14 protein-coding genes and 1 pseudogene are annotated in these 14,809 nt (G+C 53.0%); 2 read left to right on the top strand and 13 right to left on the bottom strand.

Going from position 1 to position 14,809, the window contains the following annotated elements; all coding sequences use genetic code 11:
* Positions 1-137 precede the first annotated feature (137 nt).
* Positions 138-1,358 carry a beta-ketoacyl-ACP synthase I gene (fabB, locus tag ACU8XX_RS07460; RefSeq protein ID WP_000817178.1) on the bottom strand — a complete coding sequence of 407 codons (1,221 nt, stop codon included), beginning with the start codon at positions 1,356-1,358 and terminating at the stop codon, positions 138-140.
* A 158-nt stretch (positions 1,359-1,516) separates the two neighbouring features.
* Between fabB and mnmC the strand changes: the two genes are divergently transcribed.
* Positions 1,517-3,523, top strand: a complete 2,007-nt coding sequence (gene mnmC / locus ACU8XX_RS07455; RefSeq protein WP_000683822.1) for a bifunctional tRNA (5-methylaminomethyl-2-thiouridine)(34)-methyltransferase MnmD/FAD-dependent 5-carboxymethylaminomethyl-2-thiouridine(34) oxidoreductase MnmC — start codon at positions 1,517-1,519, stop codon at positions 3,521-3,523.
* Positions 3,524-3,643: 120 nt separating this feature from the next.
* Here mnmC and ACU8XX_RS07450 read toward each other — a convergent pair whose 3' ends face one another.
* Genes ACU8XX_RS07450 through prmB form a run of 6 tightly spaced genes read right to left on the bottom strand, consistent with a single transcriptional unit; the run spans position 3,644 to position 8,193 of the window.
* Positions 3,644-3,922 carry a YfcL family protein gene (locus tag ACU8XX_RS07450; RefSeq protein WP_000559764.1) on the bottom strand — a complete coding sequence of 93 codons (279 nt, stop codon included), beginning with the start codon at positions 3,920-3,922 and terminating at the stop codon, positions 3,644-3,646.
* A gap of 33 nt (positions 3,923-3,955) precedes the next feature.
* A complete protein-coding gene (gene epmC, locus ACU8XX_RS07445) occupies positions 3,956-4,504 on the bottom strand; it encodes an elongation factor P hydroxylase (protein WP_001089218.1) in 549 nt (182 codons plus the stop codon).
* Complete coding sequence (locus ACU8XX_RS07440) at positions 4,504-5,313, bottom strand: sulfite exporter TauE/SafE family protein (RefSeq protein WP_000447361.1); 810 nt, start codon at positions 5,311-5,313, stop codon at positions 4,504-4,506. Before ACU8XX_RS07440 ends, epmC begins: the two co-directional genes overlap by 1 nt.
* Positions 5,313-6,137, bottom strand: coding sequence for a penicillin-insensitive murein endopeptidase (gene mepA, locus ACU8XX_RS07435; protein WP_001043816.1), 825 nt, complete (start codon positions 6,135-6,137; stop codon positions 5,313-5,315). The genes ACU8XX_RS07440 and mepA overlap by 1 nt, the downstream gene beginning before the upstream one ends.
* A 3-nt stretch (positions 6,138-6,140) precedes the next feature.
* A complete protein-coding gene (aroC, locus tag ACU8XX_RS07430; RefSeq protein WP_016242287.1) occupies positions 6,141-7,226 on the bottom strand; it encodes a chorismate synthase in 1,086 nt (361 codons plus the stop codon).
* A gap of 34 nt (positions 7,227-7,260) precedes the next feature.
* The gene (gene prmB / locus ACU8XX_RS07425) at positions 7,261-8,193 is read right to left on the bottom strand and encodes a 50S ribosomal protein L3 N(5)-glutamine methyltransferase (RefSeq protein WP_001295704.1); all 933 of its coding nucleotides are present in this window, start codon (positions 8,191-8,193) and stop codon (positions 7,261-7,263) included.
* A 165-nt stretch (positions 8,194-8,358) separates the two neighbouring features.
* Here prmB and smrB point away from each other — a divergent pair, with 165 nt between their 5' ends.
* Positions 8,359-8,910, top strand: coding sequence for an endonuclease SmrB (gene smrB, locus ACU8XX_RS07420; protein ID WP_097466523.1), 552 nt, complete (start codon positions 8,359-8,361; stop codon positions 8,908-8,910).
* A 71-nt stretch (positions 8,911-8,981) separates the two neighbouring features.
* Here smrB and ACU8XX_RS07415 read toward each other — a convergent pair whose 3' ends face one another.
* The 6 genes and pseudogenes from ACU8XX_RS07415 to yfcU form a co-directional block, all read right to left on the bottom strand.
* A complete protein-coding gene (locus ACU8XX_RS07415) occupies positions 8,982-9,839 on the bottom strand; it encodes a StfH/YfcO family fimbrial adhesin (protein ID WP_000698770.1) in 858 nt (285 codons plus the stop codon).
* A gap of 1 nt (position 9,840) precedes the next feature.
* The gene (locus ACU8XX_RS07410) at positions 9,841-10,380 is read right to left on the bottom strand and encodes a fimbrial protein (RefSeq protein ID WP_000844747.1); all 540 of its coding nucleotides are present in this window, start codon (positions 10,378-10,380) and stop codon (positions 9,841-9,843) included.
* Complete coding sequence (locus ACU8XX_RS07405; RefSeq protein ID WP_000714137.1) at positions 10,377-10,865, bottom strand: fimbrial protein; 489 nt, start codon at positions 10,863-10,865, stop codon at positions 10,377-10,379. Before ACU8XX_RS07405 ends, ACU8XX_RS07410 begins: the two co-directional genes overlap by 4 nt.
* Positions 10,862-11,371: a fimbrial protein gene (locus tag ACU8XX_RS07400; RefSeq protein ID WP_000018448.1), complete on the bottom strand. Its 510-nt coding sequence runs from the start codon at positions 11,369-11,371 to the stop codon at positions 10,862-10,864. The genes ACU8XX_RS07405 and ACU8XX_RS07400 overlap by 4 nt, the downstream gene beginning before the upstream one ends.
* A gap of 15 nt (positions 11,372-11,386) precedes the next feature.
* Positions 11,387-12,139, bottom strand: a complete 753-nt coding sequence (locus ACU8XX_RS07395; protein ID WP_000482742.1) for a fimbria/pilus periplasmic chaperone — start codon at positions 12,137-12,139, stop codon at positions 11,387-11,389.
* A 19-nt stretch (positions 12,140-12,158) separates the two neighbouring features.
* Positions 12,159-14,801: pseudogene (gene yfcU / locus ACU8XX_RS07390) on the bottom strand (fimbrial usher protein YfcU).
* Positions 14,802-14,809: the final 8 nt, after the last annotated feature.

Genomic DNA, 14,809 nt, shown 5'->3' with positions numbered 1-14,809 from the left:
TTTGCCTGGAACTGGCGGCGATTGTCAATGATGTGAAAAAGGGAACCATCAGGTTCCCTTTTGCGTTAGTGCCGGAGGCCGCATTGGCGCGTAACGTCGGATGCGACGCTGGCGCGTCTACTCCGACCTACTGCGAATTAATCTTTCAGCTTGCGCATTACCAGCGTGGCGTTGGTGCCGCCGAAGCCGAAGCTGTTAGACATAACGGTGGTCAGTTCGCGATCGGTCGTTTCGGTCACGATGTTCAGACCCGCAGCCTGCTCGTCCAGCTCTTCAATGTTGATGCTCGGGGCGATAAAGCCGTGTTCCAGCATCAGCAGAGAGTAGATAGCTTCCTGTACGCCAGCAGCGCCCAGAGAGTGACCGGTCATGGCTTTGGTTGCAGAAATCGCCGGGCTCTTATCGCCGAACACTTCACGGATAGCTGCCAGCTCTTTCACGTCGCCAACCGGAGTCGAAGTACCGTGGGAGTTCAGGTAATCGATTGGGGTATCAACGCCATGCATCGCCATCTTCATGCAGCGTACTGCGCCTTCGCCAGACGGAGCAACCATGTCTGCACCATCAGAGGTTGCGCCGTAGCCAACGATTTCAGCATAGATGTGAGCACCACGCGCCAGCGCGTGTTCCAGCTCTTCAACCACTACCATACCGCCGCCGCCAGCGATAACGAAACCGTCACGGTGAGCGTCGTAAGTACGGGAGGCTTTTTCCGGGGTGTCGTTGTATTTAGTAGACAGCGCACCCATTGCGTCGAATTCGCAAGCCATTTCCCAGCACAGCTCTTCGCCGCCGCCAGCAAACACGATGTCCTGTTTGCCCAGTTGGATCTGCTCTACTGCGTTACCGATACAGTGTGCGGAAGTCGCACACGCGGAGCTGATGGAGTAGTTAACGCCATGAATTTTAAACGGGGTGGCGAGGCAGGCAGAAACGCCGGATGCCATCGCTTTGGTGACCACATACGGGCCAACCGCTTTCAGGCCGCGCGGGCCGCGCATTGCGTCAGCGCCGAACACCTGGAAACGCGGGGAGCCGCCGCCGGAACCTGCAATCAGGCCAACGCGCGGGTTATTCTGGTAAGCTTCCGGAGAGAGGCCCGCATCAGCGATTGCCTGCTCCATAGAAAGGAATGCATAAATGGATGCGTCGCTCATAAAGCGCACAACTTTGCGGTCAATGAGGCCAGTGGTATCCAGTTTTACGTTGCCCCAGACGTGGCTACGCATGCCGGAATCCTTCAGCTCCTGAGAGAAAGTGATCCCTGAACGTCCTTCACGCAGAGATGCCAGGACTTCCTGCTGGTTATTACCGATGCTGGAAACAATGCCCAGGCCAGTAATCACTGCACGTTTCATTCAATACCTCTGTAAGTCGCACATAGAGTAAGTTTCGAATGCACAATAGCGTACACTTGTACGCCGAACAAGTCCGATCAGCCATTTAATAGAGAAATTTGCGCAGCCTTACACACATCGCTAAGATCGAGCCACCGCCTGTAAGACGAGTAACTTACGTGAAACACTACTCCATACAACCTGCCAACCTCGAATTTAATGCTGAGGGTACACCTGTTTCCCGAGATTTTGACGATGTCTATTTTTCCAACGATAACGGGCTGGAAGAGACGCGTTACGTTTTTCTGGGAGGTAACCAATTAGAGGTACGCTTTCCTGAGCATCCACATCCTCTGTTTGTGGTAGCAGAGAGCGGCTTCGGCACCGGATTAAACTTCCTGACGCTTTGGCAGGCATTTGATCAGTTTCGCGAAGCACATCCGCAAGCGCGATTACAACGCTTACATTTCATTAGTTTTGAGAAATTTCCCCTCACCCGTGCGGATTTAGCCTTAGCGCATCAACACTGGCCGGAACTGGCTCCGTGGGCAGAACAACTTCAGGCGCAGTGGCCAATGCCCTTGCCCGGTTGCCATCGTTTATTGCTCGATGAAGGCCGCGTGACGCTGGATTTATGGTTTGGCGATATTAACGAACTGACCAGCCAACTGGACGATTCGCTAAATCAAAAAGTAGATGCCTGGTTTCTGGACGGCTTTGCGCCAGCTAAAAACCCGGATATGTGGACGCAAAATCTGTTTAACGCCATGGCAAGGTTGGCGCGTCCAGGCGGCACGCTGGCGACATTTACGTCTGCCGGTTTTGTCCGCCGCGGTTTGCAGGAAGCCGGATTCACGATGCAAAAACGTAAGGGCTTTGGGCGCAAACGGGAAATGCTTTGCGGGGTGATGGAACAGACATTACCGCTCCCCTGCTCCGCGCCGTGGTTTAACCGCACGGGCAGCAGCAAACGGGAAGCGGCGATTATCGGCGGTGGTATTGCCAGCGCGTTGTTGTCGCTGGCGCTATTACGGCGCGGCTGGCAGGTAACGCTTTATTGCGCGGATGAGGCCCCCGCACTGGGTGCTTCCGGCAATCGCCAGGGGGCGCTGTATCCGTTATTAAGCAAACACGATGAGGCGCTAAACCGCTTTTTCTCTAATGCGTTTACTTTTGCTCGTCGGTTTTACGACCAATTACCCGTTAAATTTGATCATGACTGGTGCGGCGTCACGCAGTTAGGCTGGGATGAGAAAAGCCAGCATAAAATCGCACAGATGTTGTCAATGGATTTACCCGCAGAACTGGCTGTAGCCGTTGAGGCAAATGCGGTTGAACAAATTACGGGCGTTGCGACAAATTGCAGCGGCATTACTTATCCGCAAGGTGGTTGGCTGTGCCCAGCAGAACTGACCCGTAATGTGCTGGAACTGGCGCAACAGCAGGGTTTGCAGATTTATTATCAATATCAGTTACAGAATTTATCCCGTAAGGATGACTGTTGGTTGTTGAATTTTGCAGGAGATCAGCAAGCAACACACAGCGTAGTGGTACTGGCGAACGGGCATCAAATCAGCCGATTCAGCCAAACGTCGACTCTCCCGGTGTATTCGGTTGCCGGGCAGGTCAGCCATATTCCGACAACGCCGGAATTGGCAGAGCTGAAGCAGGTGCTGTGCTATGACGGTTATCTCACGCCACAAAATCCGGCGAATCAACATCATTGTATTGGTGCCAGTTATCATCGCGGCAGCGAAGATACGGCGTACAGTGAGGACGATCAGCAGCAGAATCGCCAGCGGTTGATTGATTGTTTCCCGCAGGCACAGTGGGCAAAAGAGGTTGATGTCAGTGATAAAGAGGCGCGCTGCGGTGTGCGTTGTGCCACCCGCGATCATCTGCCAATGGTAGGCAATGTTCCCGATTATGAGGCAACACTCGTGGAATATGCGTCGTTGGCGGAGCAGAAAGATGAGGCGGTAAGCGCGCCGGTTTTTGACGATCTCTTTATGTTTGCGGCTTTAGGTTCTCGCGGTTTGTGTTCTGCCCCGCTGTGTGCCGAGATTCTGGCGGCGCAGATGAGCGACGAACCGATTCCGATGGATGCCAGTACGCTGGCGGCGTTAAACCCGAATCGGTTATGGGTGCGGAAATTGTTGAAGGGTAAAGCGGTTAAGGCGGGGTAATCTGCTCTCGCAGTGTTTGCCGGATGCGGCGTGAACGCCTTATCCGACCTACGTGTGACGTGTAGGCCTGATAAAACGCGATAAGCGTCGCATCAGGCATGGTGCTCCAGACGCCGCAACTTACTGCTGTGACGCCTGCTGAAACAGGTTTTCCCACATATCGGTCACCAGCGCCTGGTCACGCGGCGACAATTCACCGGCACCAATGGCTTTTTCCAGACTCTGGCTAACGGTCGTATGCACCGCCTGAGCGGAGTGGTCATCACCACTTTCCAGTTCTGCGATGGCTAATGTCAGGTGGCCACGCAAATACCCACTGGCAAACAACTCATCATCACTGGCATGGTCAACCATACCGTCGATTAATGCCAGAATGCGTGATTCAAACTCCGCGATCATCTTCTTTCCTCATTGTAAAACGTGGCGCTGGCTTCAGTTGAGCGCTTCCGGCCACGGGAACTGTTCCGCCGTAAGTTCCGGCGTGTGATAATAATTTTGTAGTGCTTTAATGAAGCGTGCCGGACGTTCGGGAATGCCGTTTGCCAGATAATCCATTACCTGCGCATGTACCCGCCGTTGAAACACCACGCGGTCCGGTTCGAAATCCCCTTCCAGATTGTCGCAGCTAACATTAAACGGATATCCCGCCGCCACGCAGAACAACCAGTCCAGCGCCTGCGGCTTCACTTCAACATCTTCAAACTGACTTTGCGTCTGGGCATCGCGTCCGTCCGGGCAATACCAGTAGCCGAAATCAACCAGCTCACGGCGCGCTTTCCCGGCAATACACCAGTGCGAAATCTCATGAATTGCGCTGGCATAAAAGCCATGAGCAAAGACGATTCGGTTATACGGTACTTCCGCATCAGCAGGAAGATAGATCGGTTCGTCGTCGCCTTTAATCAGACGGGTATTAAAATCATCGGCAAAGCAGCTATTAAAAATTTCAATCAACTGCTCATAGTGGTGTGTACTGTTCATTAGTTCATCCCCAACCAGTGGAGGATCTCCTGTCCGTGGCTATCATAAAGTAATTTGGCACTCATCACCGCCGAGACGATAACGATCATCGGGCGGATCAGTTTTTGTCCTTTGCTCAACACCAGTCTTGAACCCATGCGCGCGCCGAGGAACTGCCCCACCAGCATGACAAAGCCCGTCGCCCAAATCACTTTGCCACCGAGAATAAACAGCAGTAAACCGCCGATATTTGACGTTGCGTTGAGTAATTTGGCGTGAGCCGTGGCTTTGGCGAGGTTGAATCCGCACAGCGTAACGAAGGCCAGCGCGTAAAACGATCCGGCAGCTGGCCCAAAGAATCCGTCGTAAAAACCGACGCAGCCACCTGCAATTAACGCGAAGGGTAAACCGTACATCCGGCGCTGGCGATCTTCTTCACCCAATTTTGGCATCAGCAAGAAATAGAGGCCGATACAAATCACCAGAATGGGCAAAATCTGTCGTAAGACATCAGCCTGAACGTATTGCACCAGCAGTGCGCCGCTCATTGAGCCGACAAAGGTCATGGCGATATTGAGTTTCTGATCGCTTAAACTAACCACTTTGCGGCGAATAAAGTAGATAGTGGCGGAAATAGAGCCGCCGCAGGCTTGCAGTTTATTGGTTGCCAGCGCATTAGCGGGAGACATCCCCGCCGCCATCAATGCCGGAATGGTGAGTAACCCACCGCCACCGGCAATCGAGTCGATAAATCCCGCCAGCATGGCGACAAAAAAGAGAACTCCCAGCAACAGCGGGGAAACCATAAACAGGCTATTAAACGTTTCCATTAGATCACGTGCTCATCCAGTAGCGCCTGGCAGGAAGGCGGCAACGGAGGCGGTGTCTTCTTCTCAGGCTTTGTTGTTCCCGGTTTTGGAGGTTCAAACCAGCTTTGCAGTTCTGCCCCGCAACCATCGCCTGGTGGCGGTAAAGGTTGATCTTCACACTCCAGACTATCGGCAGGACAACGTAATCGTACATGCATATGCGCGCGATGCTGGAACCAGGGCCGCACTTTGCGCAACCAGTCGCGATCGGTGCCCGCATCAAAGCAAAGTTGTTGTTTAATCGCCGGATTAACAAAAATGCGTGTGACGTCTTTGTCCTGGGCGGCGAGTTTGATCAAGCTGAAAATTTCTGGCTTCCACAGCGTGGAGACAACGTGTTTACCGTCGCGGGAAACCAAATCTAACGCTTGCGGGCGCAAAAGTTGCGCGGAGGTCCAGCGTGTTTTCGGCAGTTGTAAGAAGATATCAACATCCAGTCCGGTCTGGTGGCTGGCATGACCGCCGTTGAAACGCCCACCAGCGGGCATCCCCATATCGCCAATCAGCACCGTACCCATGCCCAGATTGCTCACCTGGCTACTCAGACGCTGAATAAACATCACCAGATCCGGGTGACCGAAATAGCGACGCTGATCGGTACGCATGACCTGATAATGTTCGGACTGTATCGGCAACGTGTCAGCGCCGACAATACAGCCATTAGAAAAACTGCCTATCGATTGTGCGCTACCCGGCACAGGTTGGGTTATTTTTTGCCACGGCGTCGCTGCCAGGCTGGCGCTACTGGCAAGCAGGGCCAGCAGCGCAATCGCGGTTTTGTTCATTTTTTACCAGCGTGGAATATCAGTCTTCACATCGGCATTTTGCGCCCGCTGCCGTAACAGGTGATCCATTAATACGATCGCCAGCATCGCTTCTGCGATCGGCACGGCGCGGATCCCGACACAGGGATCGTGACGGCCTTTGGTGATCATCTCAACTTCTTCGCCAAAGCGGTTAATGGTACGCCCCGGCACGGTGATACTGGAGGTCGGTTTCAGCGCCATATGAGCAATGATTTGCTGCCCGCTGCTGATACCGCCGAGAATGCCGCCCGCATGGTTGCTCTGGAAACCGTCTTTGGTGATTTCGTCGCGGTTCTGGCTGCCGCGCAGCGCCACTACGTCAAAACCGTCGCCAATTTCCACGCCTTTCACCGCGTTGATGCTCATCAGCGCATGGGCGATGTCAGCATCCAGGCGGTCAAAGACCGGCTCGCCAAGTCCGGCGGGGACGCCACTGGCAACAACGGTGACTTTCGCGCCGATGGAGTCGCCCTCTTTTTTCAGCGCGCGCATCAGTTCATCTAACGCGTCGATTTTGTTCGGGTCCGGGCAGAAGAACGGATTTTGTTCAACCAGCGACCAGTCTTTGATTTCCAGCGGAATGTCGCCCATCTGGGTCAGGCAGCCGCGGATTTCAATACCAAATTTCTCGGCGAGATATTTTTTGGCAATCGCCCCTGCCGCCACGCGCATGGCGGTTTCGCGGGCGGAAGAACGTCCACCGCCGCGATAATCGCGCAGACCGTATTTTTGTTCGTAGGTGTAATCAGCATGGCCTGGACGGAAGACGTCTTTAATTGCGCTGTAATCCTGAGAACGCTGGTCGGTATTTTCGATCAACAAGCCAATGCTGGTGCCAGTAGTAACGCCTTCAAAAACACCGGAGAGTATTTTGACCTGATCCGGCTCGCGGCGCTGGGTGGTATAGCGCGATGTCCCAGGGCGACGACGATCAAGGTCATGTTGCAGGTCCGCTTCCGTCAGCGGAATGCCTGGCGGAACACCATCGACGATGCAGCCGAGCGCCAGCCCATGCGATTCGCCGAAGGTGGTTACGCGAAAGAGTTGTCCAATTGTGTTTCCAGCCATCACGGCTCCGTTATTGTTGTGTTTGCGTGTTTACTTAATCTTTATAAATCGCGAAATATTCACGGGCCGCCAGCAGCTGCTCTTTGGTGAGCATAAACACACCATCGCCGCCGTTATCAAACTCCAGCCAGGTGAACGGAACATCCGGATATTGTTCCATAAGATGTACCATGCTGTTGCCGACTTCACAAATCAACACGCCATCATCAGCAAGGTAATCTGCCGCGTTTCCAAGAATGCGACGCGTCAGTTTCAGGCCGTCGGTGCCAGATGCCAGGCCCAGTTCCGGCTCGTGGCGGTATTCATTTGGCAGGTCGGACATATCTTCCGCATCGACATACGGCGGGTTAGTGACAATCAGATCGTACTGCACTTTCGGCAAGTCGCGGAACAGATCGGAACGAATCGGAATGACGTTGTGGATCAGACCGTGTTCTTCGATGTTCTGTTCGGCAACCGCCAGCGCGTCGGGAGAGATATCTACCGCGTCGACTTCCGCTTCCGGGAAGGCATAAGCACAGGCAATGGCGATGCAGCCACTACCGGTACACATATCTAAAATATGCTGCGGTTGCTTGCTGATAAGTCCGGCAAATTTATTGTTGATCAGTTCACCAATCGGCGAGCGCGGCACCAGCACGCGTTCATCGACGTAAAATTCATGGCCGCAGAACCACGCTTTGTTGGTCAGGTAAGCCACCGGAATGCGTTCGTTGACGCGGCGGATCACGCGCTCAACAATGCGGTGTTTTTCGCTGGAGGTCAGACGCGCGGTGCGCATATCTTCCGGAATATCCAGCGGCAGGTAGAGCGAAGGCAACACCAGTTGCACGGCTTCATCCCACGGATTATCGGTGCCGTGACCGTACCAGATATTTGCCGCGCTGAAGCGGCTAACCGACCAGCGCAACATGTCCTGAATGGTTTGCAGCTCATTTACTGCTTCATCAACGAAAATTTTATCCACGTATTCCTCCAGGGCATGATCGCAATAATTTCGGCGGCTAGTTTGCCATGAAGATGACGATAAATCAGCATTCACGCGCGGTGAGTGAGGAAAAATACGTTTTAAACGATCGATTGTGCTACGAGTCGGGTAAACTGTAGGAAAATTAGAAATAGAGACAGATAAATGAAAAAGAAAACAACACTTAGCGAGGAGGACCAGGCTCTGTTTCGCCAGTTGATGGCGGGGACTCGCAAGATTAAGCAGGACACGATTGTCCACCGACCGCAGCGTAAAAAAATCAGCGAAGTGCCGGTGAAACGCTTGATCCAGGAGCAGGCTGATGTCAGCCATTATTTTTCCGATGAGTTTCAGCCGTTATTAAATACCGAAGGTCCGGTGAAATATGTTCGCCCGGATGTCAGCCATTTTGAGGCGAAGAAACTGCGCCGCGGCGATTATTCACCGGAATTGTTTTTGGATTTACACGGTCTGACGCAGCTGCAAGCTAAGCAGGAACTGGGCGCGTTGATTGCCGCCTGCCGCCGTGAACATGTGTTTTGCGCCTGCGTGATGCATGGGCACGGGAAGCATATTTTGAAGCAACAAACACCGCTGTGGCTGGCACAACATCCGCATGTGATGGCCTTTCATCAGGCACCAAAAGAGTATGGTGGTGATGCGGCGTTGCTGGTATTGATTGAAGTGGAAGAGTGGCTGCCGCCGGAGTTACCCTGAGAAGTTTAGCGCGTTGCGCCATGTACGGGGAATGGCAGGGTCAAATGACCCTGCCTTGTGAAAAAGACGCACTAGTACATATTCAGTATGTAAGTGAACCGGCAGGTGGCATCTATTGGCTGTTGCGCCGTTGTGTCCACGCGTAGCTTCATATCATGCAGTTGCCTGGACGTGATCGGTTGCGGCTCTGGCGTCACTGTCACTTTGGCATCGTCACAGCCCGAAGTGGAGAAGGTCATCTGCTGTGCGACAAAACGGCAGTAAGCACCACGCTCGTCATATTTACTACCATCACACAGTTTTCCACCTTCCATCAGATAAGTGGGCAGCGTTTGTTCAATCACAGCACCTGTTGATTGCATCCTGACTATTTTGTTATGCACGACCGTATTTTCATTCCAGGAGACATCATAAGGATCTAAAGGTATTGCGCTACAGTCAGAACTGACTTTTGTCGGGCCAATATAGGGAACATTATTACCTGTATATATTGCCTCCGTTGCGTCCTCACTCTTTACATACGAGGAAACTATCCACGGACAACCATGCATATCACCGTCATAGAAAACTGTGACTTTCATTTCCACGCAGGCCCAGGTCGTTTGTGGGGTGCGAGCATCATATTCTTCAAGGCCCGGGCAACGTGAAGTTGGTAATATGGTTCTTGCGTCTTCTAAATGCAGTTCCGGAGCAGTACCTTGACCAGTCCATGATACTAGTGGCACATTCAAAATCGCAACTGACCTGGATTGATATACCCCATATTGCGCGCCTTCTGGTGTGAGGATAGAAAGATTAAACTGAAAACCTGTGAGCACTCCCATTGATCCCGCAGGAATGTATAACGTCGCGATCTTTTTCGCGGCCTGCACTCCTGTGCTGAGGCAAATGAGCAGCAAAAAGTAAAAGACATAACGTAGAATTTTCATTTTAAATATACTCGAAGGTAGCGGTCAGGCTGGCAGTGAATTCACCGATCGTCACATCGCGACCGCTTTTCGCCTGGATCCAGGCCCGGAAATTAATATCATTGTTGCCGTTGGTAAGCGCAAAAGTCGCCCCGGTAGTGTTGTTAATATCCACCCGCTTGCCGTCGAGCGTTTCCATCCCTATCCCCACGCCCTGCGCGGTGGAGGTGTCATCGACTGCCAGAAAACCCGGCTGACCGCTGTCTTCGGTGCCGCTCAGCGTGACTTTGACGTTGTAGCCCGCTGGCCCTTTGCAGTCTTTCAGCTTAAACACAACCGGCAGATGCACAGACTGTCCGGCGACTATCAAATCCCGGTTGCTGACGGTGGGAAAATGGATTTCTGCCAGATTGGCACCATCCACCACCAGCGTGCAGGATTTACTCAGCAGGTTGCCGTAAAAATGCAGGTTGTTATCGACTGCCCGTGCCCCCGTGCTGGCGGTCAGCAGCAGGCCTGCTAACAGCGCATAACCGGGTGAATAAATGTGTGCTGTTTTCATTGGTAATCCACCCGTAAGGTTGCGTAAGCAGAAAAGGTCGTGTCCGTCAGCACCGCATCAGCCGCTTTGACCGGTACCGCCTCCAGCTTTGGCTTCTGGCTAAAATCGGTGGCGTTAATGGAAAGCGGCTCGTTGAGCTTAAAACGCTGACCGTCATGCTGAAGCTCAATTCCGAAGCCCGGTACATCCGTCTCAATAGCAGAGTCGTTGTAGGAGGTGGCAGTCCCCGTCCATGAGAGTGTCATATTCCACTCGGGATCGCGGACATCAGACTCACAGCTCAGTTCGTAGTCCACTTCCTGACGACCATAATTGCCGTCAATGCTGTCGATAATGAGATCGCGAAATTGCACTTCGATGGTTTGCCCGCCGCTGATGCTACAGGCGGGCGGCGACATCAGCGTACCGTGGAATGTGATGTCATCTTCCGCCGCCAGCACAGCCCCGCAACCAGCGCACAGTAAAAGGAGCAGGAATTTTTTCATTGGTAATCCACCACCATGGTCATCGTGGCGTTAAACTCCGACGGCGTCAGTTGCACCCCGCTCTGTTTTACCGGCACCGCTTTCAGCTGAGGCTGTGTGTTGACATTAAAAGGCGTCCAGTTATTTTCACCAACTGCAAACAGGGAGTTGTCGGCGGCGTTTTCTATCCGCACCCCCAGGCCGGCGATATCCGTGCTGAGAACCGTTTCTCCGTTGATCACGGCGGTATTGCCTTTGAGCTGCATCCGTAAGTCATCGCTGACTTTATTACCGCAGTTGAGGGTGTATTTCGCATCCTGTTGGTAATTGGTACCATCGATCCTGTTGATCACCACATTGCCAAATTCCACCGCGCTTCCCTTCACGGAGCACGGCGGCGGGCCATCGACCAGGATTCGCAGCGTCAGATCCACCTGTTTGATATCGCTGCCAGCAACGGCTAAACCGCTGACACCCCATCCGGCCAGTACCAGTAGCCCCGCGCCCGCTAAAAACTTGTGACTCATAAGTCCCTCCCGGCATCAGCCTTTGCGGCTCTGCTCTTCATCCACCTGGCAGTTGTTGCCGGTGCATTTGAAGTACAGCGGCATCCGCGCGCCGTAGTCGTTGATGTAGGTCAGCACCGGCACGCTGTCCATCTTCGCATTCAGCGGTGCGGAGGTTTTCGGCTCCATCATCAGCGGTGTGAATCCCGCCGGCGGGTTGCCGCCTTTTTTAGCGCTGGCGTTGCTGATGATCACGTAGTACGGCGTCGGGTTATTGACGGTGAAGTCCTGGCCGTTACGGATGAGCGTCACCTTATGCTGCCACGGACTTTTCATGCTGGTGTTCTCCAGCGCCTTCGGTCGCCAGAACAGTTTGATACGCGTCTGCAGCGCAATCTGCAGTGTGTTCGGTTTATTTGATTTCGGCGGAATTTCGCGCACGTTGAAATAGAACACGCTCTCGCGGTCGGCCGGCAGTTTGTTGATATCCGGCAGCCCCTGCACCTTCACCTGGCCGTTCATCATCGCATCGATGCGCTGCACTGGCGGAAGCACCGCAAGCGGCGAGCTGATTTTGTTGCCCTTTGCATCCTCTATCCAGCTCTGCGCCAGATAAGGCAGTTTGGGATCGTTGTTGCGCAGCGTGACGCTGATGGACTTGTCGCTTTCGTTAAACACCAGCCGTGTCCTGTCGGGCGTCACCGAAGCGTGGCTGGAGAAACTGACCGCTGTCGCCAGCAGCGCCAGTGCCGGGACAACGATTTTTGCAGTGTTAGTCAGATTAAACATGGATCATTCCTTAATCACGTTACTGGTTTACTGAAATTGAAGTCGGGGGTTCCGTTGGCGTCACCCGCTGTGTCTGTTCCTGAATCGCCGGTTTGACCGCCGGCGAAGTGACAGGTGCTACATTGCCTTTATGCTGGCATGGCAGTAACAAGCCGTTAAACAGATCGGCAGGCAGCGGGTCCGGCAGGTTGATATCGCAATGCGCAACACCACTCCAGAACACACTCATGTGTTCGCCAGGTTTCACCCCAGCCAGATAAACATTGCCGTCATCATCGACAAGGCCCACTGTCTGCTCGTTATCATTTTTTACTTCTGCGCCAAACGGAGGATGGCTGCCGTCTTGTAAACGCAGCACCGCCATCGCTTTTTGACCACTGATGACGGCAAATTTGCGGTAGCCAATCGCCCCTTCAGTTAGCGTGGCTTGTACCACCGACTGGGTTGCTTCGGCGTTTTCCGGCAGTTTGTTGAGGTCGATATACGCCTAATTGCGGTAATAGTTATTGACGTCAGAAACGACGGCTTTACCAAACATATTGGTATAAACAGCAGCACCGTTACCTTCTACCGGAACATCGGCAACGCCATCGGCATCAATCAACAAGCGTGTCCCGCCCATATTCTGGGTACGGTGAAGTGCGCCACCGTGGGCAGTAAGCGTTGCGCCGCCCTGTAACGACAAGCCCGCAGAGGTGTATTGCCCTTCATGGTAGTTCGCACTGAGGTCAACCTGCGCCAGCGAACCATCATGGCTGTAATAGCCGTCAACGCTGGTGTGTTTGTCACTGGTGCCGACGTTCAACTGATAGTGAGTCGCGTCATCGACACGGCTGAAATAACCGACCTGACTGCTGTCCGTCCCACTGCCATAGTTACCGTTATAGCTAACGGTACTGTTGTCGCCCCACGGCATACTGAGCGAAATGTACATGCCTTTGTCGGCCTGGTTGTCATACTCGTAACGGTAGCCAGTCATCGAGATGCTGACATTACGAATACTGCCCATATTGAAATAGTGCGAGAGCATGATGTTGTAGTTTGTCTGCTCCTCGCGATCCCAGTAGGTATGGCGGGTATAGTTGAGATAAACCGAAACACCCGCATCGCGGAAGTTCTGGTTATAAGTGGCGGTGTACATCTCTTTGTCGTTGCCCGTGCGTACCATTCCGCTGTCACTGGCATCCAGATACTCGCTCATGGTCATAAAGTTCTCTTCCGAGAAGCGATATCCAGCAAAAGTAACGCGGCTGTTGAGCTGGTCAAAGTCTTTGGAATAACTCACACGGAAGGAGTTACCGTCCAGCGAACCTTTGCCATAAGCGGTGTCTTTATCCAGTTTGGTGTGCGAGTGAGTAACATCAAACGCGACCGCGCCGAATGTAGACAAATCGCGACCGACGCCAAGCGCCGCAGACTGATAGTTTTCATCTCCCAGTGCGCCGCCATATAACGACCAGCCGTTAGCGATCCCCCAGGAAGCTTCAGCACCAGAAAAAAATTCACCCTCGACATGGTGTCCCCACTCTTGCGGACGGCCTATCATGATCTTATAGCGAACCTGACCTGGACGAGTGAGGTATGGCATCGAGGCGGTGCTGATGTCATATTCCTGCACCTGGCCGTTCTGTTCTTCAATGCGAATATGCAACGTACCGGAGACAGAATCACCAAGATCCTGAATACGAAACGGTCCAGCCGGAACCTGCGTTTCGTAAATCACACGCCCCATCTGGCTGACGGTCACTTTTGCTGTGGTGTGTGCCACGCCGGAAATGTCTGGCGCGTAGCCGCGCAGATTGGGAGGCAACATTTGATCGTCAGTACTGACACTGCCACCAACATAGTTAAAACTATCAAAAATATCGGATCTGAGGTAATCCTCGCCCAGCGCCAGTTTGGCTTTTAATGATGGTAACGCCCGCCAGGCATAGTAGCGACTCCACTCCCATTTTTTTTGAGTTTCATCGCCGCTGAATTCATCGTCATCATTACTGCGAGTATGTTGATAGTTAGTCTGCCAGTCAGCACGCATACGCCACGGCCCCAGGTTAACCCCGACCGTCCCGTTGCCGCTGATCTCGTTACTATCATCACCGCCATTTTCTTCGTGCCGGGTTTGTGCGTTGATGCTGTAGTCCGCGACGATCCCGGAGATGCCGTCATCCCAACGTGAAGGCGGATCCCAGTCGGGATAAGTATATTCGAGGTAAGCCTGTGGCAGTGAAATGACTAATGCGGACTGGCTTAAATCAGCCTTAATTTCCACGCCTTCCAGTTGACCGGATTTCAGGCATTTAGCATCGTGGCTCCATTGCAGATTTTTCGCCACGTCTTCTTTTAAACCAAACTGCGCTACCAGTTCCGGTGTCAGACAAGCATAGCTTTTGCTCGCGTCATCTTCACCAGCATACCAGTAAATATCGTACTCTTCCGCCAATGGCTGTTTATTTAGTTGAACCTGTAAATTGTATTTTCCGGGCTCAACATATCCCTGGCTGGAAAAACGCTTCAGATCAATTTTTGTGTCGCCTTTTAATTCCAGAAAACGGGAATCAAACTGAATGTCGTCTTCAGCCCAGACACTGCTATAACTCCCTGACATTGCCAGCGCAATGCACCACGGAAGAATCCGTAATCGAAAAAGAGAATGATCAGGCATACACGTTT

The sequence above is a fragment of the Escherichia sp. MAL-1 genome (genome assembly GCF_052948035.1).
This window is presented reverse-complemented; position numbering and strand designations above follow the sequence as displayed.

Coding starts and splice junctions, on each gene's coding strand:
- fabB (WP_000817178.1), bottom strand. CDS start 1,358: ATGAAACGTGCAGTGATTACTGGCCTGGGCATTGTTTCCAGCATCGGT.
- ACU8XX_RS07450 (WP_000559764.1), bottom strand. CDS start 3,922: ATGATCGCGGAGTTTGAATCACGCATTCTGGCATTAATCGACGGTATG.
- epmC (WP_001089218.1), bottom strand. CDS start 4,504: ATGAACAGTACACACCACTATGAGCAGTTGATTGAAATTTTTAATAGC.
- ACU8XX_RS07440 (WP_000447361.1), bottom strand. CDS start 5,313: ATGGAAACGTTTAATAGCCTGTTTATGGTTTCCCCGCTGTTGCTGGGA.
- mepA (WP_001043816.1), bottom strand. CDS start 6,137: ATGAACAAAACCGCGATTGCGCTGCTGGCCCTGCTTGCCAGTAGCGCC.
- aroC (WP_016242287.1), bottom strand. CDS start 7,226: ATGGCTGGAAACACAATTGGACAACTCTTTCGCGTAACCACCTTCGGC.
- smrB (WP_097466523.1), top strand. CDS start 8,359: ATGAAAAAGAAAACAACACTTAGCGAGGAGGACCAGGCTCTGTTTCGC.
- ACU8XX_RS07415 (WP_000698770.1), bottom strand. CDS start 9,839: ATGAAAATTCTACGTTATGTCTTTTACTTTTTGCTGCTCATTTGCCTC.
- ACU8XX_RS07410 (WP_000844747.1), bottom strand. CDS start 10,380: ATGAAAACAGCACACATTTATTCACCCGGTTATGCGCTGTTAGCAGGC.
- ACU8XX_RS07405 (WP_000714137.1), bottom strand. CDS start 10,865: ATGAAAAAATTCCTGCTCCTTTTACTGTGCGCTGGTTGCGGGGCTGTG.
- ACU8XX_RS07400 (WP_000018448.1), bottom strand. CDS start 11,371: ATGAGTCACAAGTTTTTAGCGGGCGCGGGGCTACTGGTACTGGCCGGA.
- ACU8XX_RS07395 (WP_000482742.1), bottom strand. CDS start 12,139: ATGTTTAATCTGACTAACACTGCAAAAATCGTTGTCCCGGCACTGGCG.